The 26,074-nt window shown below is 50.1% G+C and carries 27 protein-coding genes; 17 read left to right on the top strand and 10 right to left on the bottom strand.

Features of this window, described 5'->3' with window-relative positions; translation table 11 throughout:
- Positions 1-210: 210 nt before the first annotated feature.
- The 4 genes from ACXAFR_RS02725 to ACXAFR_RS02710 all read left to right on the top strand — a co-directional run bounded on the left by ACXAFR_RS02725 (position 211) and on the right by ACXAFR_RS02710 (position 4,285).
- Positions 211-561 carry a hypothetical protein gene (locus ACXAFR_RS02725; RefSeq protein ID WP_475171680.1) on the top strand — a complete coding sequence of 117 codons (351 nt, stop codon included), beginning with the start codon at positions 211-213 and terminating at the stop codon, positions 559-561.
- 69 nt (positions 562-630) lie between these two features.
- Positions 631-948, top strand: coding sequence for a hypothetical protein (locus ACXAFR_RS02720; protein WP_475171677.1), 318 nt, complete (start codon positions 631-633; stop codon positions 946-948).
- A gap of 122 nt (positions 949-1,070) precedes the next feature.
- Positions 1,071-1,400 (top strand): hypothetical protein, encoded by a 330-nt coding sequence (locus tag ACXAFR_RS02715; protein WP_475171674.1) that lies wholly within the window; start codon positions 1,071-1,073, stop codon positions 1,398-1,400.
- A gap of 662 nt (positions 1,401-2,062) precedes the next feature.
- A complete protein-coding gene (locus tag ACXAFR_RS02710) occupies positions 2,063-4,285 on the top strand; it encodes a DUF5011 domain-containing protein (RefSeq protein WP_475171671.1) in 2,223 nt (740 codons plus the stop codon).
- On the opposite strand, the gene ACXAFR_RS02705 is transcribed toward ACXAFR_RS02710, so the two are convergent.
- From ACXAFR_RS02705 to ACXAFR_RS02690, 4 genes are all read right to left on the bottom strand, one after another.
- Positions 4,279-5,199, bottom strand: coding sequence for a histone deacetylase family protein (locus ACXAFR_RS02705; protein ID WP_475171668.1), 921 nt, complete (start codon positions 5,197-5,199; stop codon positions 4,279-4,281). The two genes, ACXAFR_RS02710 and ACXAFR_RS02705, sit on opposite strands and share 7 nt — an antisense overlap.
- Before the next feature lie 81 nt (positions 5,200-5,280).
- On the bottom strand, positions 5,281-6,204 hold the full coding sequence (locus ACXAFR_RS02700; RefSeq protein WP_475171667.1) for a D-hexose-6-phosphate mutarotase: 924 nt from the start codon (positions 6,202-6,204) through the stop codon (positions 5,281-5,283).
- Between the two features lie 179 nt (positions 6,205-6,383).
- Positions 6,384-8,639 carry a putative bifunctional diguanylate cyclase/phosphodiesterase gene (locus ACXAFR_RS02695; protein WP_475171665.1) on the bottom strand — a complete coding sequence of 752 codons (2,256 nt, stop codon included), beginning with the start codon at positions 8,637-8,639 and terminating at the stop codon, positions 6,384-6,386.
- A 186-nt stretch (positions 8,640-8,825) separates the two neighbouring features.
- Positions 8,826-9,629 (bottom strand): IclR family transcriptional regulator, encoded by an 804-nt coding sequence (locus tag ACXAFR_RS02690; RefSeq protein ID WP_475171663.1) that lies wholly within the window; start codon positions 9,627-9,629, stop codon positions 8,826-8,828.
- 325 nt (positions 9,630-9,954) lie between these two features.
- On the opposite strand from ACXAFR_RS02690, the gene ACXAFR_RS02685 reads away from it, so the two are divergent.
- Positions 9,955-11,085, top strand: a complete 1,131-nt coding sequence (locus tag ACXAFR_RS02685; protein WP_475171884.1) for an efflux RND transporter periplasmic adaptor subunit — start codon at positions 9,955-9,957, stop codon at positions 11,083-11,085.
- 112 nt (positions 11,086-11,197) lie between these two features.
- Positions 11,198-14,350: an efflux RND transporter permease subunit gene (locus ACXAFR_RS02680; protein WP_475171662.1), complete on the top strand. Its 3,153-nt coding sequence runs from the start codon at positions 11,198-11,200 to the stop codon at positions 14,348-14,350.
- A 66-nt stretch (positions 14,351-14,416) separates the two neighbouring features.
- On the opposite strand, the gene ACXAFR_RS02675 is transcribed toward ACXAFR_RS02680, so the two are convergent.
- Together ACXAFR_RS02675 and tal are read right to left on the bottom strand one after the other, a co-directional pair.
- Complete coding sequence (locus ACXAFR_RS02675; protein ID WP_475171659.1) at positions 14,417-14,629, bottom strand: hypothetical protein; 213 nt, start codon at positions 14,627-14,629, stop codon at positions 14,417-14,419.
- A gap of 266 nt (positions 14,630-14,895) precedes the next feature.
- Complete coding sequence (tal, locus tag ACXAFR_RS02670; protein ID WP_475171658.1) at positions 14,896-15,843, bottom strand: transaldolase; 948 nt, start codon at positions 15,841-15,843, stop codon at positions 14,896-14,898.
- Between the two features lie 292 nt (positions 15,844-16,135).
- On the opposite strand from tal, the gene ACXAFR_RS02665 reads away from it, so the two are divergent.
- On the top strand, positions 16,136-16,453 hold the full coding sequence (locus ACXAFR_RS02665; RefSeq protein WP_475171656.1) for a DUF4156 domain-containing protein: 318 nt from the start codon (positions 16,136-16,138) through the stop codon (positions 16,451-16,453).
- Between the two features lie 58 nt (positions 16,454-16,511).
- Positions 16,512-16,748 carry a DUF4404 family protein gene (locus ACXAFR_RS02660; RefSeq protein WP_475171654.1) on the top strand — a complete coding sequence of 79 codons (237 nt, stop codon included), beginning with the start codon at positions 16,512-16,514 and terminating at the stop codon, positions 16,746-16,748.
- A gap of 18 nt (positions 16,749-16,766) precedes the next feature.
- On the opposite strand, the gene ACXAFR_RS02655 is transcribed toward ACXAFR_RS02660, so the two are convergent.
- From ACXAFR_RS02655 to ylqF, 3 genes are read right to left on the bottom strand one after another with little or no spacing between them, the layout of a single operon-like run.
- Positions 16,767-17,177 (bottom strand): sirohydrochlorin chelatase, encoded by a 411-nt coding sequence (locus ACXAFR_RS02655; RefSeq protein ID WP_475171653.1) that lies wholly within the window; start codon positions 17,175-17,177, stop codon positions 16,767-16,769.
- Positions 17,178-17,193: 16 nt separating this feature from the next.
- Positions 17,194-17,895 carry a hypothetical protein gene (locus ACXAFR_RS02650; protein ID WP_475171651.1) on the bottom strand — a complete coding sequence of 234 codons (702 nt, stop codon included), beginning with the start codon at positions 17,893-17,895 and terminating at the stop codon, positions 17,194-17,196.
- 3 nt (positions 17,896-17,898) lie between these two features.
- Complete coding sequence (ylqF, locus tag ACXAFR_RS02645) at positions 17,899-18,852, bottom strand: ribosome biogenesis GTPase YlqF (RefSeq protein WP_475171650.1); 954 nt, start codon at positions 18,850-18,852, stop codon at positions 17,899-17,901.
- Positions 18,853-18,949: 97 nt separating this feature from the next.
- Between ylqF and ACXAFR_RS02640 the strand changes: the two genes are divergently transcribed.
- From ACXAFR_RS02640 to ACXAFR_RS02625, 4 genes are all read left to right on the top strand, one after another.
- Positions 18,950-19,516, top strand: a complete 567-nt coding sequence (locus ACXAFR_RS02640) for an FKBP-type peptidyl-prolyl cis-trans isomerase (protein WP_475171648.1) — start codon at positions 18,950-18,952, stop codon at positions 19,514-19,516.
- Positions 19,517-19,571: 55 nt separating this feature from the next.
- The gene (locus tag ACXAFR_RS02635) at positions 19,572-20,003 is read left to right on the top strand and encodes a YbaN family protein (RefSeq protein ID WP_475171645.1); all 432 of its coding nucleotides are present in this window, start codon (positions 19,572-19,574) and stop codon (positions 20,001-20,003) included.
- Positions 20,000-21,247 (top strand): TMEM143 family protein, encoded by a 1,248-nt coding sequence (locus ACXAFR_RS02630; protein ID WP_475171639.1) that lies wholly within the window; start codon positions 20,000-20,002, stop codon positions 21,245-21,247. The genes ACXAFR_RS02635 and ACXAFR_RS02630 overlap by 4 nt, the downstream gene beginning before the upstream one ends.
- A 111-nt stretch (positions 21,248-21,358) precedes the next feature.
- Positions 21,359-22,078 carry an SIMPL domain-containing protein gene (locus ACXAFR_RS02625; protein WP_475171637.1) on the top strand — a complete coding sequence of 240 codons (720 nt, stop codon included), beginning with the start codon at positions 21,359-21,361 and terminating at the stop codon, positions 22,076-22,078.
- A gap of 99 nt (positions 22,079-22,177) precedes the next feature.
- Here the strand turns inward: ACXAFR_RS02625 and ACXAFR_RS02620 are convergent, their stop codons facing one another.
- Complete coding sequence (locus tag ACXAFR_RS02620; RefSeq protein WP_475171635.1) at positions 22,178-22,498, bottom strand: 2Fe-2S iron-sulfur cluster-binding protein; 321 nt, start codon at positions 22,496-22,498, stop codon at positions 22,178-22,180.
- Between the two features lie 338 nt (positions 22,499-22,836).
- On the opposite strand from ACXAFR_RS02620, the gene ACXAFR_RS02615 reads away from it, so the two are divergent.
- The 5 genes from ACXAFR_RS02615 to ACXAFR_RS02595 are packed head-to-tail and all read left to right on the top strand — an operon-like array spanning position 22,837 to position 26,070.
- Entirely contained in the window at positions 22,837-23,127 is a 291-nt protein-coding gene (locus ACXAFR_RS02615; RefSeq protein ID WP_475171633.1) for a DUF1653 domain-containing protein, read from the top strand.
- A gap of 22 nt (positions 23,128-23,149) precedes the next feature.
- Entirely contained in the window at positions 23,150-23,641 is a 492-nt protein-coding gene (gene tadA, locus ACXAFR_RS02610; RefSeq protein ID WP_475171631.1) for a tRNA adenosine(34) deaminase TadA, read from the top strand.
- Between the two features lie 29 nt (positions 23,642-23,670).
- Positions 23,671-25,218 carry a GNAT family N-acetyltransferase gene (locus tag ACXAFR_RS02605; RefSeq protein ID WP_475171629.1) on the top strand — a complete coding sequence of 516 codons (1,548 nt, stop codon included), beginning with the start codon at positions 23,671-23,673 and terminating at the stop codon, positions 25,216-25,218.
- Positions 25,219-25,278: 60 nt separating this feature from the next.
- The gene (locus tag ACXAFR_RS02600; protein ID WP_475171628.1) at positions 25,279-25,716 is read left to right on the top strand and encodes a nucleoside deaminase; all 438 of its coding nucleotides are present in this window, start codon (positions 25,279-25,281) and stop codon (positions 25,714-25,716) included.
- Between the two features lie 9 nt (positions 25,717-25,725).
- Positions 25,726-26,070 (top strand): cupin domain-containing protein, encoded by a 345-nt coding sequence (locus ACXAFR_RS02595; RefSeq protein WP_475171625.1) that lies wholly within the window; start codon positions 25,726-25,728, stop codon positions 26,068-26,070.
- Positions 26,071-26,074: the final 4 nt, after the last annotated feature.

Below are 26,074 nucleotides of genomic sequence, written 5' to 3'. Positions count from 1 at the left end.
TTATCGTAGAGCTTTGTCTTTTGATACGAATACGGAAGGTGGAAAGGCCGTCCTTAGTTTGGTTTTGGCCGCTAAGTCCGCGAACAAAAAGGTATTCGCGAAAGGTACAGGAAATTGTGCCGATTATTCCGGCGTCATGGAGTCCTGGAATTGGGGCTATATAAGAGATTGAAGTGAAAGCATTCAAACGAATTATTCATGGAGGGAATTGTGTTTAGAATTATTCTATCGTTAATAGCGTTGTTACCTAGTGTGGTCCATGCAGGGATATCAAGAAATAACGAAGTCGACTGGGTTGCTGCGAGTTCAGTATCTTCCTCGAACAGTCATTTTGTTCAATGGGTTAATCCATTGCAGGTATCTTCTGACTGTGTTACTCCAAACGGTAAAGCGAGAACGCGTTTGTCCATCGACGATAAAGAGTTATTCAGCCTTCTACTTGCGGCAAAATCCGCAAAGCTAAAAGTCGGCTTTTATTACAAGACACAAGCAACCAGCGGAGCTGTTCCTGGTCATGGCACTGATTGCCAAATAGTAAATGCTTGGATAGAAAGCAACTAGTTGATAACTGTTGCAATGTATAGGGACTTCACTGCCGTACATCACTGTTAATTTCTTGTCAGGTATTTTATGAAGAAGTATTTTTCTTTTAGTTTGTTATTTTTCTGTTTTTTTAGTCACGCAGCTTTTTCTACCGTTTGCAATGTCAAGGCAAAGATTACGCGTCTTATTCCCTCAACAGGTGATGCAGGTCTTCAACTTAGCGCGACTATTTCAGGGTGTAGCTGTGATCATGAGATGGTTTGGATCGATACTAATACAGATAGCGGAAAGATCTTATTCTCATCAGCATTAGCAGCAAAAACCACTGACGTGACTGTTTTAGCAACGGTTGAAGATGGGAAAGGACAAGGTACCTCTGGAAACAATTCAATTACCTATCGGTAGTGGGCAAGCTGCCAGTTGATGGCTCTTGAGTTGAATTAGGAGCTTGAAAATATCTATCTACAATCGCTGGTGCCCTACCTAACGAGGAAGGGACAGAAATCGTAATTTTTGAAGGGAATAAGATGACAAGAAAAATATTTCTTTTGACCTTGTGCTTGGTCTTTACTTCAGAAGCGTTTGCTTCGTACGGTACTATTGTCGGCACGATAAAGAAAGTGCATGCGGGTAATGACAATTGGTTTGGTATTCGATTTTATTTAAATGAAACATCGAATACCGCTGATGGAATCTGCAACTCTGCTTTCGTATATATGGAACCGAAAGAAGGCACTGGATATGAAGGGAAAGTTTCTGTTTTCTTAGCCGCATATATGGCTGAAAAGAATGTCTCTTTTACCGTAAGGGAAGGTAGAAACGGTTATTGTGAATTGGTTGAAGGTCAGATGGAGTAGCTATACTGAGGCTGTTGTTCGAATTTGCAGCCTCTTCAATCATAATACCATGGCGCTCCGCGAGCGCCTGGCGATCACTGTCGTAACCCCCACCAATAACCGTCGCCAAGGGAATCTCTCGAGTTTTACATTCCTGCAGGATCATTCTGTCCCGCTGGCGAATTCCTTCCAGAGATATGTTCAGTAGTCCTAAAAGAGCGTGTCCGCTCGCTTGAACTTTGGCTCCGTTATAGCGTTGTCGTTTAACGCTATCTAACAATCAGCAGTCTCTAGAGTAAAAACATGGGCAGCGTATCCCAGCTCTCGATGGTCAGCATCGAAGTGGTAGAACTCTCGAAGCTTTGTATAGTCAGAGCTGATTAAATATAAATGACAAGATACTCTATCTTTTGGTGGATTGAGCCCCCCTAAGGTCCAGTTGGCTGCTGTCGGCTAGGTTTGGGTTCACTTTCTCAGTCCTATGTTAGTAATTACCGTTAAAATAAAGTTTAGGGGGAAATCTGTGAAAACCTTCACATATCCTTCCGCTTAAACCAAAGCAAACCATATTAAATATCGAAATAACAACTAGGTCTCATTACTTAACGATCGCTTCATCTAAGTTATTCAGCTGTCTTGTCATAAAACACAAAGTTATGTCATTTAATAGGGAAATTCGCATTATGCAGAATGCATACATTGTAGGATCGATTGGGTTGTGTTTGTTGCTTAGCGCTTGTGGTGACGAGTCTTTTTCAACACAAGTTTCTGCAACTCTACAGAATCAAGAATCCACGGTAGAAAGCACAGAGAATTCGACGGGTACTGCATCAACAGCCAGTACGACGAGTTCGCAAGATGACGTGAGTGCTTCGAATTCTTCTCCCTCACTGTCTTTGGTAGGCTCCTCTACGGTTGTGGTAGCAATCAATTCGCTCTTTACAGATCCTGGAGTATCTGCTGTGGATCTAGAGGATGGCGATTTAACCAATTTTGTTGACGTCCTATCAAATGTCGATACAACGGCGCCTGGAGATTATTCAGTTCGCTACGTCGTTACAGATTCTGATGGCAATACTGTTTCAGTTGAAAGAACGGTTACTGTTTCCGGAAATGTTTACGTTAACTATCCTGTTTCTTGGGAGAGCGAGTTTGATCAGCCTGATCAGGATTCAGAAGGCTGGTCGCAGCTACAACCCTCTGAAGATTCTATTATTCTCTATGTCTCTAGTTCAGAAGGTAACGATACCACTGGTGCTATCTATTCGGCGTCTGATAGCGTTGTTGGAAGCGATCCATTTCATCCTTCGGGCACAATACTTCCTTTTGCAACCATTGAAGCTGCTGTGGAGCATATGCGTAGAGGCTACGCGGATTATGTACTTCTAAAGCGCGGTGATGTGTGGTATCCGACAGCCGATGAAATTGTTATCGACCAGCCAGGGGCTGACGATAACCGTGCGGTGTTAGGCGCTTATGGGGATATATCGAATGACCGCCCTTTGATTGTAAATAAAGGCATTGAAATAGGTGCATCGGGTAATCTCGCGATTGTTGGGCTTCATTTTAACGCAGAGCAGAGAAACCCAAATTCACCCGATTTTGTACCGTTTGATGCTGATGGAAATGCTATTCATACGGCTGGACTGAAGGCTGAGATGCATTCTGGAAAGGGGAATATTTTAATTGAAGATTGTTGGTTCGAATGGTTTTCTGGAACTGTCATTCTGTCTTATAGAGTCGACGCGGAGGGTAATCGTGTTTATCTCAATAACGTCATTGTCCGTCGTAATATTTTTAATAATAACTATGCAACAGACTCTCACTCGATAGGAATATATTCATCTTATACTTCTATTTTGCTAGAAGAGAATATTTTTGATCATAACGGGTGGAATATTCAAGGTGATGGTGCAACTAAGGAGTATGGAAAAGCTACCATGTTTAACCACAACACTTACTTCACAAATTCTGCGAATACGATATTTAGAAATAATATCTTTTTAAGACCATCTAGCATCGGCAATAAATTCACATCAAACTCTAGTGAGACAAATACGATTAGGTCATGGAATATCTTGTTGGACAATAATTTTTATGCAGAGGGCGAAATCGGTGTGAGTTTAGGCGGCAATGCACCTTATGATTTCGATGATGGACCTCGCTGGCAAAATGTTATCGTCGTTAACAATGTTATGACGGCTATTGGAAGATCCCAACCCACCAGTCGTAACCTTGGTTGGGGTATTGCAATCGACGATTGGAATGGAGGCCTCGTGAAAAATAATTATCTATTTTCTTGGGGAAAGACTGGCAGTTATTTAAATACCTATGCAATCGAGAGTATCGGCGACACAACCAATGTAATATTTGATAGCAACACCGTGTATGACATTAAATCGGATAAAGGTGTTGTGATGTTTAATGATGAAGGGTCATCGACAACGGGTGAAGCTAGCCATAACAATGTTGTTTTCTCAAACAATGAAATTAGCCAAACGTCCGATAACTCGGGTAGTCTACTTGGTTATTTCATAAATCCTTTGATTCTTGAGTCATCACATAACCAATTCTATTTTGGGGCAGCAGATAGCTACTGGTTTAGCGTTTCGAGTGATTTGGATTATTCAAATGTGGACATTTCCGACCCTACAGAAGTGACATTTGATCAATATGTTTCCATCACAAATGATACAACCAGCTTGGCAGAACCCCCTCCTTATTACGGTAACTATAGCCGTACAATAAGTTCGTTTTTGGTGGATGTCATGAAGACGGCTGAATATGACGAAGAGAGCGAAATTTCAGAATTGGTCGAATTGCTTAAACAACAGCGTAAGGGTCATTGGGACCAACGACTAACGTCGGCTTCATTGAACGAATATTTTCGTGTTGGTTTTCAGTAGAATACTGCGGCCGCCTCTTCAACCACAATGCCATGGCGCTCCGCAAGCGCCTGGCGATCATTGTCGTAACCCCCACCAATAACCGTCGCCACGGGAATCCCTCGTGTTTTACATTCCTGCAAGATCATTCTGTCCCGCTGGCGAATTCCTTCCAGAGAGATATTCAGAAGTCCTAAGGGATCATCTCGATAGACATCAACGCCGGCATCGTAAAAAATTAGTGCAGGCTTACTTTGATCAATCACCTGTCGGAAACTTTTCAGAACAATATCGAGGTAGGCGTCGTCTTCCAAACCTGTGGGTAGGTCAACATCCAAATCACTTTTTTGTTTGCGAATCGGAAAGTTTTTTTCGCAATGAACCGAGCAAGTAAAGATTCTCGGTTCGTCTTTTAATATGGCGGCGGTGCCGTCACCTTGGTGTACATCGCAATCGAAAATGAGTATGGAGGGGCGCTCAAGAGCGCTCCTTCTCGATGGGTGCAGTAATCCCAGTGCTGCAACGGCCAGGTCATTGATGATGCAAAAACCAGAGGCTCTATCGTAGTGGGCATGGTGTGTTCCGCCAGCCAGGTGGCAGGCGATGCCATCGTTTAAGGCTAGGGTGCCGGTTAAAAAAGTGCCGTTGGGTGAAATCAGCGATCGTTTTAATAAGCCCTCTGACCAGGGTAGGCCCATTTCTCTCAGTTCTTTCGGGGTTTGTTGATTGCTGCAGAATCGATTCAGGTAATCGGTGCCGTGGGCAAGTTGAAGCAGGTCCATCCGTGCCCGACCGGGGCGCAGCACGTTGTGATCTTGCGCGATGCCTAAGCGTTGCAAATGCTCATGGAGCAGACGAAATTTTTCCATGGGAAAACGGTGCTTGCCCGGAAACGGAAAACTGTAAGAGGGATGGGTAACCAGTTTGAGTGTCATTGGCGAAACTTTACATCTGGCTGTCGTATATGTGCGTGAGACAGCCGAGATGTTTCGGAGTTTTAAAAGATTGAACGGGCGTTAGATCTTTACGGCGGCGATGGTCATGGTGGCTTCGTGGGTTTCACCAGGTTGCAGTTCGATCGCATTTTTCGCCGCGTTGCCACGTTCTACGCAAATATAGCCGTTGACATGTTCGGCACCAATGTCAGCAATGGTGGCAGCGGCTTCTTTGCCTGGGTTCCAGACAATGGCGCTGTGGCAATTTTCACCGGATACGCGCAGGTGCGGTTTCGAAAGGATTTCTTGAGTTTTGCCCACATCGATAAAGAGACTGTCGACGGGGCCAGGAAAACCAATGTTACCGGATTGAACTTCAGGCGTTAGGCCATTGAGATTGTCCAGGTAGTGGTATCCATCCAGCCCAGTGACTTGGGCTGTTGCAGAGTCTTCGATCGAGAAGTAACTGTGCAGGGCCCAGGTCAGTGGCATGGGATGTTTATCGAGGTTAGTGACGCTGAGTCGTGCCTGCAGGGCGTCACCGAAAATAAAGGTAAGAGTGGCTGCGAATTGAAAGGGAAAATGCTCGGAAGGCTGCTGTCGATAGGCTTCGAGTGACAGGGTAATGGCGACATCGCCACCATCCAGTGCTTTCGCGTCAGAAAGGACCCAGTCAGTCGTGCGGGCGAAGCCGTGTTGGGGCTTAACGCCTGGCTCCTGAGGGTGGGGGCCAAACCAGGGAAGGCAGACGGGAATGCCGCCTCTGATGGCTTTGCCCGGTTTAAAAATCGCTTGAGGGCTTACCCATAGATGATCACCTTGGTCGGGAGTGGCAAAGGTCAGCAGTTGAGCGCCGTATAAGGCAAGCCGGGCGTGACATTTGTCGGTTTGGACGATCAGCAGCGGATGCGGGGTCTCGCCAGGAATCCCTGGGAATTCGGCAGAGGTATCGCTGAGTGAGAGAAACGGCAATTGGTTTAAGAGGTCAGATAGCAGCAAGGACATAAAAGGCTCAGTTCGCTAGAGTTCAAGGCAATCAAGCGGTGTGATGTTCTTTTGCTGGCCCAAGCAAGGCCAGCTCATCGTTAGCGTGCTAGTGTACCGATAAACCCTACGGCAGCCCAACACCTGTCTGATGTTAAGTGCTTTTCTAAAAAGGCACCTTTTGAATGCTGGCGGTGCCCTTAAGAGCGGTGTTCGATGATTTTACGATGGGCGAGCAGTTGGCACAGTTCCTTCAACGGCAGAGGCTCATTGAGAAGGTAACCTTGAAAGTAGTCGCAGCCCCATTGCGCCAGTAATTCCAGTGTCTTGTCGTTTTCTACACCTTCGGCGGTGGTTTTCATGTTGAGCGACTGCCCGAGAGCCAATACGGCGCGGGTAATGGCGCGGTCATCGGCGTCGCGCAGCAAATCCTGTACAAAGGATTTATCAATTTTGATTTCATCAATCGGGAAGCGTTTCAGGTACGTCAGCGAGCTGGCGCCCGTACCGAAGTCGTCCAGAATGATTTTAACCCCAAGTTCCTTTATGCCTCGCAAGGTCGCTTGTATGGCTTTTGAATCTTCCAGTAGGGTGGATTCGGTGATTTCAACGTTGACAAGTGCACCATTGAGCCCCGCAGTTTTCAGGCTGGATTTGAGTTTATCCAGCAGATAAGCGTCGCGGAGCAGGCGCGGCGACAGATTGATGGACATGGAGCAGGTACTGTTAACCAGGCGTGAGCCACGCATGATTTGCATATCCCGAAAGGACTGCCGCATCACCCAGCGGGTTACGGCGACAATAATGTTGGTCTCTTCAAGAATGGGAATAAACAATTCCGGTTTGAGAAGCCCTCGTCTCGGGTGGTTCCAGCGCAGCAGCGCCTCCAACCCAGTGATCTCTCCCGTTTTCACATTCCCTTGTAATTGATAGTAGATCTCGAATTCATTGCGGTTGAGGGCGTTATGAAGACTGTTGCCGAGGTCCAGCCGCTCTTGTGTGCGGGTGCCCAGTTGTGTCGAGTAGAACTGATAATTGTTGCGCCCTTTGTTTTTGGCGCGATAGAGGGCGATATCAGCGTTCTTGAGGAGCGCCTGGGCGTTGATATCCTCTCGCTTTGTGGCGAACGCGATGCCGATGCTGGTACTAATAAACACCTCTTGCCAGCGGAGGTTAACCGGTTGCTGTAGGGTGCCCAGCACAGCTTCTGCAATTTCGGCAACCCGGGAGCTGTCTTCAAGATCCTGCAGGAGAATCAAGAATTCATCGCCGCCGACTCTCGCTACCGTGTCTTCGTCACGGACGCATTTTCGCAAACGTGCGGCGACTTCAATCAGCAACTCATCGCCAGCATCGTGTCCCAAGGAATCGTTGATGTTTTTGAAACCGTCCAAGTCCAGGGCCAGCAGGGCCAGTGGACCGTGGCGTTTAACGCGTTTGAGGGCGTATTCCAGACGTTGTGTCATCAGGCGTCGATTGGCCAGACCGGTTAAGGCATCTTGTTCAGCGACTTGCCGTAATCGGGCTTCCGATTGGCGCCAGTGGGTTTGATCGGTAAGCGTTGCGACAAAGCCCAAGCCGAGCGCATCGCGGTGAAGCAGAGGTTGAATGTTCAGTTCGGCCCAGCGGGGTGCTCCGGTGCTGTCAATCAATTCGCAGGGGTGAAGGAATGCCTCAGAACTTTCGAGCTTCTGGTGTAGCTCACGCAAAATGTCTGCACAATTTTCACCAAACAGAATCGGGATCCAGTGCATGCCCTGAAGTTCTTCTTCCTGGCGATCACAGATCTGTAGCCATTGGGCATTTACGCTGACGGCTTCCCAGTCCTGATTGACTTCCATAATACCGATGGGGGCAATCCGCATCAGCGCCTGTAAGCGGCTGGTTTGTTCTTCCAGGGTTGATTGAAGTTGGCGCAATTCCGTTAGATCACGAATTAAGAGGCGGTAGGTCGGTAGTCCGTTCACCTGCATCGCCTGAACAATGATTTCCAGTTCGAGTGCGCGCTTGTGCTGGAAATTCATGCCTCTTAAAAAAGACGCGCGATCGGCACCTTCTACAAAGCTCTCCGTAAAAAGTTGAGATCTATGTTCGCCAGGAAAGTTCTCGGGTAAAAGCGTGCTGAGCGGCTTGCCGATCAGTTGCGATTCCTGGATACCAAAAAGTTCTTCGCTGGCGCGACTCATCGCCAGAATCTCAAGTTCCGGGGTAAGATGAACAGTACAAATGGATTCTTCGTGCTCTTGATGCAGCAAATTGGACTCAGCGGATCCGGGTAGCGATGTTGATCGAAACACTTCTGGCAAGTTTAGCAGTTCACTTGCCAAATTCTGCCTATTTTCATCCGGTGTATTATTCGGCCGAGGCGTATCGACTGGTGCGCTGTCGGGGTTTGAATGGGATGCCTGTTGGTTGGAGCTTAATGGGTTTTTTGCTGGTCCGATTGTTTTAGCCATTGCGGAATTGGCGAATCGTCGCATCACAACGTGTTTACATCCTTGTTTTTGAACTCGAACTAACGTTGGCGCCTAATAACTTATTGGTTTACTGCAATCGGCTGCCACAATTTCATATTTATTACATATTTTTCCAAAAATGCAAATTATCGTTTTAAAAACCGGCAGGTGTGCTTGTCGTTAACGTTATTTGTTATAAATCTCTTGGGCGTTTACTGAGCCGATCCGTTGTTCTATTTCCCGCTTTACGTTCAGTAATGCATCACAGATTTCCGACTCTCGTTCCCCAAGCCGTGGGGTAGGCAGTACAACGCCGGTGGCAAAGTTGCCAAGGTAGGTTTTCAAACCGACGGAATAGCCGCAGATCCCGTCGATATAACCGCCATATTGAGAGGCGACGTCTTTTTTGCGGATTTGGTGAATTTCATCGATCACCTCCTGGCGAGAGCGTGTGCACTCGTTGGCACGAAAGAGCTCGGGTGTCAGCGTATCGAGCAACTCCCGGTCAGGCATCAGGGCGAGCAGGGCTTTTCCTGAATCCGTCATAAGTAGCGGGGTATCTGCACCTACGGGAAACACAATTCTAAGCGGGTGCTCAGCAATAACCCGGTCGATCACCTGGGTGGTCTGGCCCGCCATTTTAGCGAGGTAAGTCGATTCCCCAAAGGTGGTACTCAGCTGTTCAAGAAACGGGCGGACTTCAGAAATGATATCCGTCTGGGAATGGTGCAAGAGGCGACCAATGGCAGGCCCAATGCGATAGCCTTTTTCATTGGCGGAAACCTCTACCAGCATCTCCTCGGCTAAGGCGCTTACGATACGGTGTACTGTCGATCTAGGAAGATCCGTCAATTCTGAAATTTCACTCAGGCTCATACCGTGGGGGTGATCCCCCAGCACTCTCAAAATCTGCGCAGAGCGGGCAATGACCTGAATCCCATGGCGGGGTTCACAACCATTTTTCACCGGTGAGGAAGCTTCATTAGACATAATCAACGTGTTACCTAGGGTTCTGGTGATGCCAGAGTGGAAATAAAGTCGCCGAAGAAAAAGCTCTTCTTTTATACGGGGTAGCCGCCCGCCCAACGCCAAAATTAGCGGATTGGCATGGGTGTGCTAAGACTGAAGGGGTGCATTTCGGGCTCATACGCTAGTGTAATTGTTACCTACGGTAACCTTTTTTGTTAATTAGTATTAAAGTGTATCGCAATGTGGGACGGCGTTTTGTAATATAAGACGTATAGAGTTTCATTGTCCAGATAAGTAACGTTTAGCCACGTCAATGTCTCTGGACCTCAAAGGAGTCGATGTTGTGATGTCCATCCAGTCAAAGATCGCTACTGGATTTGTCAGCTTGGCCGCCGGTTTACTGGCGAGCTGCGGCAATGTAGAGCCCCAGGCGCCGCCGCAGGCAAAAGTTGTCGGTGTGTACACCCTGGAAAGTAAGCCAATCAATCTCACGGTGGATCTTCCCGGTCGTACTGTCGCTTATCGGTTAGCGGAAGTGCGCCCCCAAGTCAGCGGTATTATTGAAAAGCGTCTGTTTGTTGAAGGGGCGGAAGTCGAGGCTGGCCAACAGCTTTATCAGATCGAAGATGAGCGCTATCGCGCGACCTATCAACGGGCACTGGCAAATCTGGACAACGCGAAAGCACAGCTGTCTCGCTATGAAGAGCTGTTAGATAGCGGTTCGGTCAGTAAGCAACAATACGACGATGTTGATGCAGCCTACAAATTGGCCGAGGCTGAAGCCGAATTGGCGCGTATTGATTTGGAACATACGGAGGTCGTTGCCCCAGTCACTGGTCGCATCGGTCGTTCCGCCGTTTCTGAAGGTGCGCTGGTTAGCGAGGCCCAGACCGCCCAGCTGTCGACCATCCAGCAAATTGATCCTATATACGTCGACATTACTCAGCCTGTCGTTGAGATGCTGCGCTTACAGGAAGCCATGGACTCAGGTGCGTTGGAAAGCGACAGCGAAAACGGTGCCAAGGTGTCTTTGTTGTTGGACAATGGACGCGTTTTCGATCAAACGGGCAGCCTGAGATTTTCGGAAGTCAGCGTTGATCAAGGCACAGGTTCCGTGACTCTGCGGGCGGTTATCCCCAATCCAGAAGGGCGTTTGCTGCCTGGCATGTTTGTGCATGCTCGTTTGAATCAGGGCCGCAAAAACGATGCTATTTTGTTGCCTCAGCAAGCGGTCCAGAGAGACGCATCTGGTAAGCCTGCGACTTGGGTCATTGGCGATGATAAAAAAGCGGAACTACGCTCAATTCAGGTGCACCGTGCCATTGGCAACATGTGGTTGGTTGAAAACGGTGTAAAAGCCGGAGAGCAGGTTGTTACCGAAGGCATTATGGGTCTGCAGGCCGGTGTCGAAGTTGAGCCAGTGCCCGCCAGCAATGTCAATCCTGTTCTTGATTTCAATGAGGTCGCTTCTAACTAGCGTTAGCGAATCCCCTTAACGAATCTGGTTTTCAGTGCCTGTTACCCTTTCCTAAAAACGGCTTTCGACAGACGTTCGGAGTTGGTAACAGGCTTTTTTTGGTCTGGAATTTATGTCAGCATTCTTTATTAACCGCCCCGTTTTTGCCTGGGTAATCGCGATTGTTATCATGTTGGCGGGCGGCTTGGCGCTCAACAATATGCCTATCAGTCACTATCCCAATGTGGCACCACCGGCTATCTCAATCAGCGTCAGCTATCCCGGAGCCTCGCCTCAAACCGTACAGGATTCCGTTGTCCAGGTCATCGAGCAACAGATGAACGGATTGGATGGCCAGCGCTACATGTCCTCGGTGAGTGAAGCCGATGGCAGTATGACGATCATCGTGACCTTTGATCAGGGCATAGATCCGAACATTGCTCAGGTTCAGGTACAGAACAAGCTACAGCTGGCCACGCCGTTGCTGCCGGAAGAAGTCCAGCGGCAGGGCATTCGGGTGGCTAAATATCAGCGCAACTTCATGCTGGCGATCGCTTTGATCGATGAAAGCGGCAAGTTGGATAACTTTGCGCTCGGCAACTACATTGCCTCCAATCTGCAAGATCCTCTGTCGCGTGTACAAGGGGTGGGCGACTTTACGCTGTTCGGCTCTCAGTATGCGATGCGTATTTGGCTGGATCCTTCGCGACTGCACAGTTATCAGTTAACGCCAACCGATGTCTCAGCGGCGATTACCGCACAAAACGTGCAGGTCTCTGCCGGTCAGCTGGGCGGCTTACCAACGGCAAAGGGCGTTCAGCTTAACGCCACAATTACCAGTAAAACTCGTCTGCAATCTCCAGAGGAATTCGAGCGCATCCTGTTGAAAGTGGATGAGGACGGATCCCAGGTTCGCCTATCCGATGTGGCCAGAGTTGAACTTGGTAGCGAGAACTTTGCGATCTCGGCGTATTACAATGATAAGCCCACCGCAGCGATCGGTTTACGTCTGGCAACTGGCGCCAACATTCTGGAAACCTCCAAGCGGGTTAAGGACCTGATTGCCGAGCAAGAGCCTTATTTTCCTCAGGGTGTTAAGGTCGTTTATCCCTTAGAAACGGCTCCGGTCGTAACGGCATCTATTGAATCCGTTGTACACACACTGATCGAAGCCTTTGTGTTGGTTTTCTGTGTGATGTTCCTGTTCCTGCAAAATTGGCGGGCAACACTGATTCCCACGTTGGCAGTTCCTGTGGTAATCCTCGGAACCTTCGGCGTTCTCTATTCGTTAGGCTTTAACATCAACGTATTAACCATGTACGCCATGGTGCTGGCAATAGGCTTGCTGGTGGATGATGCCATCGTCGTTGTGGAAAACGTCGAACGGGTCATGAATGAAGAGAAGCTGTCGGCGAAAGAAGCGACCCGAAAATCTATGCAGCAGATCCAGGGAGCGCTGGTCGGCATCGGGCTGGTGTTGTCTGCGGTGTTTGTCCCTATGGCGTTTTTCGGGGGCTCTGCTGGTGTGATCTATCGTCAGTTCTCCGTGACCATTGTGTCAGCCATGGCGATCTCTGTGCTGACCGCATTGATCTTCACGCCTGCTCTTTGCGCCATGTTACTTAAGCCTCACGACGGTGATCATGGCACCGAGAAGAAAGGCTTTTTCGGTTGGTTTAACCGAACTTTTGAACGCGGCGCCAACGGTTACGAAAACAGTGTAGGTGCGATGGGTCGAAGCCCCAAGCGCTATCTCTTTTTGTTTGTGTTGGTGTGTGGCGGTCTGGGTTATCTGTTTAACGAATTGCCGGGCGCTTACTTGGCCGATGAGGATCAGGGACGGGTTTATTCTGCTGTTCAGTTGCCTCCCTCTGCCAGTGCAGAGCGTACTCAGCAGTCTATGAATCAGATCCGTGAACACATCTTTAAAGAAGAAGGTGGATTGATTGACGCGGTGTTGGCGATCAATGGGTTTAACTTTTTCGGTCGTGGTCAAAACCAGGGGCTTATCATCATTAAGATGAAACCTTGGAGTGAGCGTGAAGGAAATGGTAAGCCGACCGATGTCTTTAGTTTTGTGAATCGTCTGAATGGCTCAATGGGCGAATTCAGGGATGCTCGGTTAATTAATATGATTCCACCGTCCATTATGGAGATGGGTAACTCGACGGGGGTTAATGTTTATCTTCAGGATATGGCGGGTCTTGGGCATGAAGCCCTGGAGAGCGCAAAAGGTCAGTTCCTCGGTGGGTTAATGAAAGACCCACGGATCCAAGTGGCCTTTCCGATGGGAGTTCCTGATACGCCTCAATACAACATCGAAATCGATGATGAGCGTGCCAGTGCCTATCAGGTCAGTCTTGAGGATGTGAACAACACCATGTCTGCAGCTTGGGGTTCGATGTACGTCAACGACTTCGTCGATCAGGGGCGGGTCAAGCGTGTTTATATTCAAGGCGAACAGAGCTCGCGTCTTGCGCCAACGGATTTTAACAAGTGGTACGTCCGTAATGCCGAGGGCGAGATGGTTCCTTTTGCCGCCTTCAGTAAAGGGCATTGGTCCAATGGTCCTGCTCAGCTGCAGCGTTATAACGGTGTTCTGGCGAATGAAATCATGATCAATCCGGCGGAAGGCTACAGTACTCGTGACGCGATGGCTGCCGTGGAAGAAGTGGCAGCAACGTTACCGAGTGGAATCGGCTTCTCCTATACGGGTATCAGCTATGAGGAGCAGAAAACCGGGTCGCTGGTGATGCTGCTTTACGGTATTTCCCTGCTGGTGGTATTTCTGTGTCTTGCGGCACTGTACGAGAGTTGGACGGTTCCTTTTGCGGTTATTCTGGTCGTTCCTATCGGTGTTCTCGGGGCGGTTGTGGCAACTTTGTTGCGGGACCTGTCAAATGACATCTTTTTCCAAGTAGGGCTGTTGACCACCGTCGGGCTGGTGGCGAAAAACGCCATTTTGATTATCGAGTTTGCCAAAGCAAGATATGAGGCGGGCATTCCGTTGATAGAAGCGGCGAAGGAAGCGGCGCGCTTGCGGCTGCGGCCGATCATCATGACCTCGCTCGCCTTTACCTTCGGGGTGCTGCCAATGGCAATCGCCACCGGGGCGGGGCAAGGCAGTCAGCATGCGATTGGTACAGCGGTTGTTGGTGGGATGTTTACCTCCACCTTCCTGGCCATTTTCTTTATTCCACTCTTCTTTATCGTGGTCGGTATGATTGCTCATAAGCTTTCGGGCAAGAAAGCCGCCGATTCTAAAGCGTTGACCAGCGAGTCCTAGCGCAGAATTTGTTTACTTTAGGGAGGCATTGCCTCCCTTTTTTTGTGCTGACGTTTTGTCTCTGCTTCAGTTCGCTGCCGGTTTGGTGGCACTGGCAAGGCAGCTCGGGCAGTAATCCACGGCATGATAATAGCCCATGGCGTCTTTGTAGGCGGCGATCGGGTTGCCGTAGGAGCCAATGTAGCGTGAGTTATCCGCTGCTGGGGCATCGGCACAGTGAATCAAGTGAATGATGTTGCCTTTTTCTTCGGCTTCGTGATTAACGCAATATTCTGCCATGGGATCGTCTCCATTCTCGGTTTTTTGGAGTCCGTTCTTCAACAGACGGACCTGTCAAACTAAGAGCGAAATACATTCCAGGCAGCGGAGATGGGCCTTTTTTCAGTTATTACAAAGACTTAAATCTCAGCGGTCAGTATTGATCTGTGTCAATTTATTGCGCAATTGTCGGCTCTGCGATCGGGTTGTTTGATTTGGGACAGTAAGGTAATTCGGGGGCGGGAGGAGAGGATGCAGCAACGCAATGACTGCATCCCTTTGATCGATCAGCGGCTGGCGGCCAGATCGCTCAACAACTTTTCCAGGTTACGCTGATCGGTAGCAAAGTTGCGAATGCCCTCTGCCAATTTTTCCGTCGCCATCGCGTCTTCATTTAATGCAAAGCGAAAGTCCGATTCTGCAAAGGACAATCTTGGCTGATTTTCACCCAGATTATCTGGAGTCAGTTGGCGAGTGAGGTCGCCGGAATCCGCAGCAAGTTCGTCCAGAAGGGCGGGGCTGATGGTAAGTCGATCACAGCCGGCCAAACCCTCAATTTCACCGATATTGCGAAAGCTTGCGCCCATCACAATGGTCTTGTAATCGTGTTGTTTGAAGTAGTTGTAAATTCGGGTTACGGAGAGAACCCCAGGATCATTGGCGGCCGTAAACACCGTATCTGCCGGTGCTTTTGCCTTGTACCAGTCGAGAATTCTGCCGACAAAAGGGGAGATTAGTGTAACGCCAGCATCGGCGCAGGCAACGGCTTGAGCAAACCCGAATAGCAGGGTTAGGTTGCAGTTGATGCCTTCCTGTTCCAGTTCGCGAGCAGCTTCGATACCTTCCCAGGTAGCGGCAATTTTGATCAAGATGCGATCCGCACTGATACCCGCATCAGCGTAGAGCCCCATCAACTCGCGGGCTTTTTCTACGGTGGCATCCTTGTCAAAAGACAAATGGGCATCGACTTCCGTAGATATACGGCCGGGGATCAGCTCGAGAATTTCTTTGCCGACGGCAACGGCAAGGTGATCACAAGCGACAGCGATATCTCCTTTGGCATTTTCAATGGCCGACAGCATTAACTCGCGATATTCGGGTTGCTGGGCGGCTTTGTAGAGCAGGGAAGGGTTGGTGGTCGCATCCAGGGGCTGGTATTTGGCAATCGAACCTATGTCACCGGTATCGGCAACGACGTCGGTCATGGTTTTCAATTGCTCAAGTTTATTGGTCATAGTTAGGGTCCGTAGGCAGTGGCATAACGCCGTTCAGTCACGTTCGGGCGACGCGCATTATAAACGGCTTGGGGGACGGCATGGCAAACATTGCGTGCAGACTGAAATGTGTCCTGCTTTTTCGAAGATTAGGGCAAAATCGGACTCTGAGGTAACATATTGGTAATGAAATGATGCAGGTGACTATCCATACACTATCTACATGAGTCGAGATAGGTCTCTATGAGACACCATGGGTTTAGAAACTCGATTGACTTGGATATCCACTTGTTTGGGGAAGGAAGCAAAAACGATGAAAAAGAGGTATACACTGGGGGTGGCGCTGGCCACGACGTTGCTGGGCGCATCCTGCAGCTGGATTACGCCGGCGCCTGGCGCAGAATCGATTGAGGTCAGGATGTCTACCGAGGTTGGCGACTGCAAATACCTGGGACGGGCGACGGCACAAACCCGTGCGACAATCGGTGTAAATCGCAACGAGGAAACCGTGCAGTCTGAATTACTGCTGTTGGCCCGCAACGAAGCCGTGACCATGGACGGAAATACTGTGGTCGCAAACGATAAGCCACTGGCTGGCCGCCAGAGTTTCAGTGTTTACGATTGCCCCTAATACAACGAGTGTGACAAAAAACGTTGCCGGTGAACGTCAGAGAGTGGAGAAAGATGGTATGAGTGAAGACCTGTTGAAAGCGCACATCGCTGAGGTACGCAAGCAGATGCAAACGGCCCTAAACGGTAAGGAGCGAGATCTGCTCGGGGATCTTATGACGGCGATTGCTGAAGGAAAGCACGAACAACCCCAGTCAGAACTCGACGAAAAGGCGGTTGCCTTCGAAAGTGATCATCCAAAATTAGCTCGCGCGCTACGAGAGGTAATGGACGTGCTTAATAAAATGGGTATCTAGACAACAACTCAGGTCTGACTAGCCCTCTTGCTGACTCTCGCCCTCTAACCGCAATAGATCAATGTGCGCGAGCGTCAGTTGCGGCAATAGCCCGTTACTGCCGAAGTAAGGAAGCAGGTGTACTCGACGATGAGGCATCTGCTCCATCACCTCCGCGACTTGCGCCGGAATGTCTTTTTCGACGTGTTTACCCCGATTGAAGAAAAGGGGATAGACATCAATCTCTTTAATATCATCCCGTAGACTCTGGCAGGCTTGCAGTAGTGTTGGCGGTGCCTGTTCCAGCAGTGCTGGCCGGGTTTCCAGGTAGCGATCCGTGGCGCTAGACGCGACGGCGTCGACAAAATCGAAAAATTCGGTATTGGCTGAATCCCGACGACTGCCATGAGCCATGATGATCAGGCCGCGAGGTGGAATAGGAGATGTCATAGCAATGGCTCTGGTATCACTCGGTTGTCGAAGAAGTCGAGGTTTCTGTCAGTCGTTCTAAGGGCTGTCGCAGGCGTTGGAACGCTCGTGGTGCCACATACTGTAGAACGTCTTTACCTTCGCTATTTACGGTGATGTCCAAACCTCGGTTTGGAAACAGATAGTGAGTTTCTGTTTCCGATACCTCGATGATCTCGGCGGGCGCCCCGAAACGAGCGTTGATGATTTCAGCGTCCAGTCGGGCGGCGGGGATAAACGACACGCTACTGATCGGAAGTGAAAAGATTTCCGGTAAATCGTCAGCGGCTGGAACGTATTTACGGTTGCCGCTGCTGGTGTGAGAAAGGTTGGCGGAGCGCTCTTTAAAGTCTGCAATCTGATTTTCACTGGCGCCCAACCCCAAGATCAACTTCCCTTGGAGTGGACCGCTGCGAAAATAGCCATAGTAGATTTCGATTTCCCCTAAAGTGTCTGTCGTCGACATGATGGCCAGGTCATGATCTTCACCCAGCTGAGCGATGGCCTCGCCAGCCTGCGTGGTATCGAGTCGCAGGCCAAATACTTGAGCTGTGCCATCGTCAAAGGTCTCAATATCCCAGGGAAGTTCCAGGCGCTGTCCGCTCGAGGTTTCGGTAGACGGTTTTAGAAGAACATAAAGGAGTACGACGGGCGCGGCGACCAGAGCCAACATCAGCAAGCGACGTAACAGAATGGGCATGGCTTATTCCTTGGGGGCTGGCGAGTTCTTTGTGGGGTGCGAGGACGCCTTGTGCTTGCCTCGTCTGGCGCTTTTGCGGGCTGCTTTTTCCGCCTGCGCCTGAGCGACTTTTTGTTGTTCTACGGCGATCATTTCCGGCGTTTCGAGAGAAATCTTCCCGAGGGCGCCGGAGCGGAATTCCCGCACGAGGATTTCGCAGATACGGTGCAGGTTTGGTCGTCCACCGGCCCCGAGGGCACCGCGACGGGCGGCGGCCAATTCGAGAAACTCCACGGCTTCTGCTGGCAAGCTGTCAAGTTGAAAGCGGGCGCGAAGCAGATCTGGGTATGCCTGTAATAAATATTCCGCCAGATGAAAGCCAACGGACTCGTAATCCATGGCGGTGTCTTTAATGGCCGCGGTGGTGCCAAGGCGCAGACTGCTGTCGGGACTCTCCACTTTTGGCCAGAGAATGCCGGGAGTATCCAGCAAGATAATGCCGTTACCGAGATTGATCTGCTGTTGCTTTTTGGTCACCGCAGGCTCGTTACCGGTTTTTGCAATGACGCGTCCTGACAGGGTGTTGATCAGTGTCGATTTACCCACGTTGGGAATGCCCACCACCAGCGCAATAATCGACTTAGGGCCCTCGGCCTTGCCGGGGATCAATTTTTTGCAGAGATCTTCAATCCGGGACTTGCAAGCCGGTTCGCTGGCGCTGATGGCCAGGGATTTTACGTGGGCCTCCTCTTGCAAGTGCTGCTGCCAATGTGCGGTGAGTGTCGAATCGGCCAGATCAGCTTTGTTCAGTATCTTCAGGCAGGGTTTGTCGCCCCGCAAGGTACGAATGTCCGGGTTTTCGCTGGAATAGGGAATACGTGCATCCAGCAATTCAATCAGCAAATCCACACTGTCTAAACGCTGGGCAATTTCCTTGCGGGCTTTGTGCATGTGCCCTGGGTACCAATGCAAGGCCATAGAGTCATTCTCTGTGATGGGGGCGGATATTGTAGGGATTGTTGGTGCGAATTGCACCGCAGCCCGCGACCCCTGAGTCTCGGAGAAAGCCCCTGCGATGTTTGCCATTGGGGTTGTGTCTCGCCATACTTGCCGCTGCCTGAACGAAGGCTATCTATCTCTGCTTGATTTGGACATGTTTATGGAAATAACTCGGGATTGTGTTGTCACTTTGCATTATCGACTGACGAAAGCCGATGGAGAATTTATCGAAGAATCCCACGGTGGTGATCCAATCTTGTATTTGCAGGGGCGTCGTGGGGTGCTGCCAGCTATTGGTGAAGCGCTTCTTGGTAAACAGCCTGGCGATGAATTTTCAATCACGTTACAACCAGGCCAAGCCTACGGTACGCGACAGCCCAACGCGCAGCAGCGGGTGCCCCGCAAACACATTCTCACAGGGGGCAAACTCAAAGTAGGTCAGCGGGTGAAACTGAACACCGAAAAAGGCCCTCGCGACGTGTGTGTGGCGAAAGTCGGTCTAAAGACGGTAGATATTGACACCAACCATCCTCTCGCCGGAGAGGCGCTGACGTTTGATCTGCAAGTGGTTGCCGTGCGCGAGGCTACTGCGGAAGAGCTTGCCCATGGACACGCTCACGGCGTTGGCGGTCACCAGCACTAGTGGCGGTTATTGACATGATTTTGAGTCGCGGGCTTTTGCGCGGATTCCGATAGTAATGATCAAACATTATTTCCTGGTTGCTCTGGGGTGGACATCGGTCGTTCTGGGCGTGATAGGGATCTTTTTACCCATTCTTCCAACAACGCCGTTTATTCTGCTGGCGGCCTGGTGTTTTTCGCGTAGCAGCGAGCGGTTTCATCAGTGGCTCCGCAATCATAAACGCCTTGGTGGTATTGTCCGTTCCTGGGAAGACGGCGGCGGCATTTCGCGCCGGGTGCGCAATCGCGTTGTCATTTTGCTGTGGATCAGCATGTGCTCTTCGTCGTTTATTATCGGGCGCTGGTGGGTGGCCGGGATACTGTTTGCTATCGGTTTGGGCGTTACGGTCTATCTGTTCCGTTTGCCCACTGTCGAAACACTGTATGTTGAACCAGACAGTGACCAACCGAAGGACCGACATACCCAACCGCCAGGAGAGGATGTGTGAAAAAGGAGGATCTCAAGCCGCGGCGATTTATTCCACTGAGCCGCGCCGATATTGTTCAGCTATGTGGGCATAAACTGGAAACAGCTGGACATTCCGAAGATCGCTTTCAGTCGTTGGCGGCGATGATAACAGACCTTCTGCACGTAGAGTTTCACCAGACGCAGGAAGCGTTCAAGCGCGCCTATGCGGCCTTTGATCCGAATGCAGACACGGTGATTCCCAAACTGTGGGGGGCAGCTGAAAAGCCGCAGACTCCGGAACTTAAAACACTGCTACTGAACGTACTGGAGAAGGGCAACTACGAGCCATTGTCAGAGCAGGATTTATCCCGCGCTCTCGAGAGCAGTTCCATGTTCAAAATCAGTCTGCACATTGAATTTGATGATTTCGATGAGGTGTTGTTGTTCTGCCGAGGTGAAAATGTCGCAACGGAGTCGGTGAAAACGTGGTTTGGTTTGCGTCGGCAAACTGTGAAATTTCTTAATTACGATCGTGTACTTCTCTATATCCGTTTTCGTGAAGAGATCGATAATCCACACCCCAGCTGTCGGCCGGGCAGTATTCTGTTAAAGCTGTTTGAGGATGTCCCCAGGGCTGATCTTGAAATGCTGTTTCCGAATACTCGGATTCGCATGCGTACCCTCGACAAACTGCTCATAGGCGTTCCAGCAGCGGTTGGCGGTGCCGTCGTCATTTCAACCAAGTTGGGAGGGTCGCTGCTCTTACTGGCATCGCTGGCGGGTTATTATATGGGTACCCGTGATGCACCGGTGGCGTTGGATAAGTCGGCATTGATTGCGTTGATGGCTGGTTTGGGAGCTTTGGGGGCGCATTTCTGGAAACAGTTCAGTGCGTTTAAAAATCGAAAACTGCAGTTTTCTCAAACGCTCACCCAAAATTTGTATTTCAAAAACCTCGACAATAACGCCGGGGTTTTTTATCGCCTGCTCAACGACGCGGAAGAAGAGGAGGGCAAAGAGGCTGTATTAGCACTGTGTTTTCTCATGCTTGCAGAACAAGGGCTTGATGCGAAGCGTCTGGATGATGACGTTGAAGCCTTCCTCCAGCCCTTGGTTGGAAAACCCGTGGATTTTGAGGTGAGCGATGCGCTTGCCAAACTTGAGCGCTTGGATTTGCTGGTCTCTGAGCCCGATGGGCGATATCGTCTACGCCCCCTGAACGAGCTGCAATCGAATCTTGTGGCGCGTTGGGAAAGGCTTTTTGGTACAACTCAATCAGTGTAAAAAATACTGGCAGAAAAACGGATTAATTTGAGACAGAGCAGGAGTTCTGTCCGGCTAAGATTCTATTTAAAACATCGATATTACCGACGGAGTAGGTTTAAGGTGCAAACAATGAAAGCAATGCGAATGGTATTTCACTCATTTTTGGTTTTGGGCTGTCTCGGGGGCGCGACAATGGCCGTGGCAGAGCAAGAGCATGAGATTACTGTCAGTGCCCGTGGTGAAGTGTCTGCGATTCCCGATGTGGCCATCATCTCAGGTCGTATTGTGGAGGAGGCAGATGATCCGGATACCGCCGTATCAAACGCGCGCCGGCATCAGGGAGCTTTGGCGTCCTTAATTCAACGTTGGAATCTCGAAGACAGATTTATTCGCATATCCGATGTCTCGGTCGCGCCCGTGTGGGACTATGATCGCCAAGGGGGGCGTACCTTACGAGGCCACGTGGCAGAAGTGTCTGTCATGATTAAGGTGACTGAATTGTCACTGGTTGGCAGCCTGACCGGAGACCTGCTCGACAGCGGAGTGAATGAAATGAATCCTGTTCAGTTCGAATTCAGTCAGCGTCGTCAATTGGAGCTGGATGCGATTCGGGATGCAATGATTTACGCGGGAATGCAGGTCGAGGTTGCTCTGTCGGCTCTCGGTCAGCAGCGGGGGGCACTGTTGAATTCACAGGTCAGCGTTCAAGGTGGTATGCCCCAGTTTGCTGAGGTGAAATCCGCCTCTAGAAGCAGTTATAAAAGTGAAAGCGCCGACCCGGTTGTTGTCAGTCCTGGTGAGCAAAAAATCACCGCGGACGTGACCACCACATTTCGCATCGAGAAATAACATTGCCGTTATTTCTGCGTTTACTCACGGCAGCACATCTGCGAGAGGTGGTGCTGGCGTGACAACAGAGGCGGGCGAGCCTCTGTTGTCAGACTATTTTTAGTATTGAGATTCTGGTAAGTGAACGGTAAACCCATCCATGTCATCGGTTACGATAATCTGGCAGCTCAGGCGACTGTTGTCTTTTGGCTCGTAAGCCGCTTCCAGTAGATCCTTTTCGGTTGCCTCAGCGGGAGGAATCTTGCTGATCCAAGCCGCGTCCACATAACAATGGCAGGTCGCACAGGCACAGGCGCCACCACATTCCGCCAAAATGGCATCGATCATATTGTCGACAGCACCTTGCATAATGGAGTCACCTGAGGCGACTTCAACTTCGTGATGGGTGCCATTGGCTTCGATATAATTGATGAGTGGCATTGGTGTCCTCTTACGGTTACTTCGTTGGTAGACGAGAAAATTGTTATCTAAATAATTTCATAGTGTTGCAGGATATACGCTATAAACTCCCAGAGACACATTCGGGGTGCCTATCCCGGCAGGTTCCGCAATCCGGACTGCCGGTACGCTTGTTCTGCTCCACGGTATTGCCATTCGCTCATGCAGGCCCGCTACACAAGTGTTTGGCGTCCAGATGATCGAAAAAAGTGGTTACAAAGCGGTGCCACTAAACTTGTGTAAACATGCCCTAGGCCAAGCAATTGCCAAAAGGCGTACAATAGCTGACAGTTGTAGACTGCATTCAGGAGACACTGACGTTGACCAAGTCAGACCACGAACTTATCAAACTTGCCAAACCTGGCATCTACCGCCATTTCAGGGGGAGTATATATCAGCTGATTCAGGTGGCAAGGCATAGTGAAACCGAGCAGTGGCATGTATTCTACCGGTGTCTTTACGGTGATTACAGCTATTGGATTCGGCCGTTAGATGAATTTTTTGCCACGGTTGCTCTGGGAAATGAGAGTGTTCGCCGATTCAGTTTTTTGACGTCCAAAGAGCAGTGGGAGCGGGATCATGGCCCTCTGGCAGATCTGTCTGCCGAATAGTTGATCAGCAGGTAAGTGTGTTTTGAATCTCGACGTGCGAGATGAATTCTGGATGCGACAAGCTTTGCAACTGGCGGCGCGTGCCGCTGAGCAAGGCGAGGTGCCTGTCGGCGCGCTGGTCGTTTTGGACGATGAGTGCATAGGCAGTGCCTGGAACCAACCAATCCTTTCCCACGACCCTAGCGCTCATGCCGAGATTGTTGCCCTGCGACGGGCCGGCGAGCAACAGGCGAATTATCGTCTGCCAGGGGCGACTCTATACGTCACTATTGAGCCTTGCACCATGTGTGCAGGTGCCATAATTCATAGCCGTATCCGTCGATTGGTGTATGGCGCACCGGAACCCAAAGCCGGCGTCATCCACAGTCAGGCACACATTTTGGAGCAGCCGTATTTTAATCATCGGGTCGAAGTTACCGCCGGGGTGCTCGAAGAGGACGCAACGGCCCTGATGCAAGAATTTTTTCGCGAACGCAGACGCTCACGGCGCAAGCGACCTACTCAAACTTTGTGAGCATCCCTCGTCCTTTTGGTAATCACGCTATGACCTCTGAACACGATCTCCACGGTGATGTTGAGTTGAAACTCCGCAACCTGACCCCGGAGGATTACGATGATGTAGACCGCATTATGAATGATGTCTACAAAACCCTTGGTGGGGGCTGGCCCCGTACCAAGTACAGCGCCATGCTGAAAGTGTTTGGCGAGGGGCAAATCTGTATCGAAGACAATGGCAAAGTCATTGCCGCCGCTTTCTCTGTCGTGGTCGACTACGACAAATTCGGCGATGAGCATACCTACGATGAGATTACCGGTAACGCCTATCTGACGACACATGACCCCAAAGGGGATGTGCTCTACGGAGTCGACGTCTTCGTTGATCAGGACTATCGCAATTTGCGTTTGGGCCGACGCTTGTACGAGGCGCGCAAAGAGCTGTGTCGAAGCCTGAATTTACGCGCGATCATCGCCGGAGGCCGAATTCCCGGCTACAAGGATTATCGCAGTAAACTGTCACCTCAAGAGTACATCGAAGCGGTCAAACGCAAAGAGATTTACGATCCAATACTGACCTTTCAGCTGTCCAATGATTTTGACGTGCGCCGGGTATTAAAAGCCTACTTGCCGGAAGACAAGGAATCATCCGGCTATGCGACTTTGTTGGAGTGGTTCAATATTTACTTCGAGCCTAAGAAAAAGGCGTTGTTTGGTGCACGTAAAAGTACTGCTCGAATCGGTTGTGTGCAGTGGCAGATGCGGGAGATGGAAAGCGTCGAGGCTCTTTTGCAACAGGTGGAGTATTTTATTGATGCGCTGTCTGACTACCGTTGTGACGTCGCTTTGTTTCCTGAATTTTTTAATGCGCCACTGATGGGGTTGGCCAAGCATAATAATACCAATGACGCCATTCGTTTTCTGGCCAGTCACACGGATGAAATTATCTCGCGGATTTCCTATCTGGCGGTGAGCTACAACATCAATGTGATCGCAGGATCGGTTCCTGTTCTAGAGGATAACGAGCTGTTTAATATTGCCTATCTGTGCCATCGGTCCGGGGCGATTGAATCCCAGGCAAAACTGCATCCTACGCCGCACGAAAAGCGCGATTGGGTCATGCAGGGGGGCAACAGTCTAAAAGTGTTTGAGACGGATTTTGGTCGTATCGGCATTCTCATTTGTTACGATGTAGAGTTTCCAGAGCTGGCGAGAATTCTCAGTGACAAAGAAATGCAGATTTTGCTGGTTCCCTTCTGGACCGATACCAAAAATGGCTATTTGCGCGTGCGTCGGTGTGCACAAGCCCGTGCTATTGAAAATGAATGCTACGTTGCTATTGCCGGCAGCATCGGAAATTTACCAAAAGTCGATGACGTAGATATTCAATACGGCCAGACCGCGGTATTTTCACCGTCGGATTTTTCATTTCCCCACGATGCCATTATGGCGGAAACGACACCCAATACGGAGATGACGTTAATCGTTGATGTGGATCTGGATCAGCTGCAGATACTGCGTAATGACGGATCGGTACGTAACTTTCTCGACCGCCGTCGCGACCTCTACCGAGTCGAGTGGTTGGCCGACGACTAACCAAATATTGGCCGCCGGGTTCTGACGTTCCGGCGGCTCGCTGTCAACGAGGAGGTGTGTATGGATGCATTTATGGCCGCGGCAATTGCAGAGGCTCGCAAAGGGTTGGCTGCCGGTGGAATACCCATTGGGTCGGTATTGGTGATCGATGACAATATTGTTGCGCGTGGGCACAACCAGCGGGTGCAGAAATTGAGTGCCGTACTTCATGCTGAAATGGATTGCTTGGAAAATGCTGGGCGTCTCAAAGCGTCTGATTATCAGCGGGCGGTTCTCTACAGCACCCTGTCACCATGTGATATGTGCAGTGGTACGGTGCTGTTGTATGGGATTCCCAAAGTTGTCATTGGCGAAAACGAGACCTTTCGTGGGCCGGAAGATTATCTGCGTTCCCGGGGGGTGACCTTGGAGTTGGTTGATAGCGATGAGTGTAAGCAGCTGATGAGAGATTTTATCGCCGCCAAGCCGGAACTCTGGAACGAAGATATTGGCGTTTAGAGAGCTCTGATGGTTGCAGGCAATCTTTATTCAGCCGCCCATGGTCATTCGGAGGCAGAGGTTTTTACCGAGTTGCTTCGAGGCAAAGGTTTTTATTTGCAGAGAATTGTCTCGTTGGGGCAGGCGTCACCGGAGCATGCGTGGTACCAACAGCAGGATGACGAATGGGTGATTCTGCTTCGTGGTGCTGCGGAATTAGAATTTTTGGATGGTCGTCGAATGCCAATGACGCCAGGCGATTATGTTTTTATCGCCGCTCATGAGCGCCACCGTGTGGTGTCAACAGCGCAAGAGACCGAAACCGTTTGGCTGGCATTGCATTGTGAGCCAGGCAGTTTGCCGACGCTGGGTTGAGTTC

The sequence above is a fragment of the Pseudomaricurvus sp. ABR4_320 genome, from assembly GCF_056159445.1.
Note: the sequence above shows the minus strand (reverse complement) of the source record. Positions and strands in the feature narration are given on the sequence as shown.